Here is a 589-nt window from a genome sequence, read left to right on the forward strand (position 1 = left end):
TAAAGATGCCACAAGAGCTAGAGGTGGAGAAAATGTAACAATAGCTGGCACTCCAGGTACCCGAACAGTAACCACCACCTACACGGTTAACCCTACAAATGGTAGACTCATTCCGCATGAAGGCAAACCAGTTATCAAATCGTCAATTTCGACAGTGGTCAAGGTGCCAGCTAAGGATGAGGTTGAATACCTCAAAGAGGGTGATAATGTGGTTAAGAAGACTACAAGTTACGCGGTCAATGCAAGTACAGGTACCCTTACTCCAACAGAGAAAAAGGAAATCTTCAAACAAAATAGCGCCAAATCTACAGTTGTGGTTACGCCAATCGAGCCAAGTGTTCGTTATGAAAAAGACACCACAAGAGCCAAAGGTGAAGCAAATGTAACAATAGCTGGTACTCAGGGGACAAGTACAGTAACTACCACCTATACAGTTAATCCGACAGATGGCAGCCTCATTCCACATGAAGGCAAACCAGTTATCAAATCGTCAACTACCACAGTAGTCAAAGTCCCAGCCCAAGATGAGGTTGAATACCTCAAAGAAGGCGACGACGTGGTTAAGAAGACTACGAGTTACGCGGTCAAT

1 pseudogene is annotated in these 589 nt (G+C 44.5%); it reads left to right on the forward strand.

Features of this window, described 5'->3' with window-relative positions:
- Window positions 1–589: pseudogene (locus K4Z77_RS09580) on the forward strand (YSIRK signal domain/LPXTG anchor domain surface protein); the annotation flags it as partial.

The sequence above is a fragment of the Streptococcus mitis subsp. hohhotensis genome, from assembly GCF_020089495.2.
Taxonomy (GTDB): domain Bacteria; phylum Bacillota; class Bacilli; order Lactobacillales; family Streptococcaceae; genus Streptococcus; species Streptococcus hohhotensis.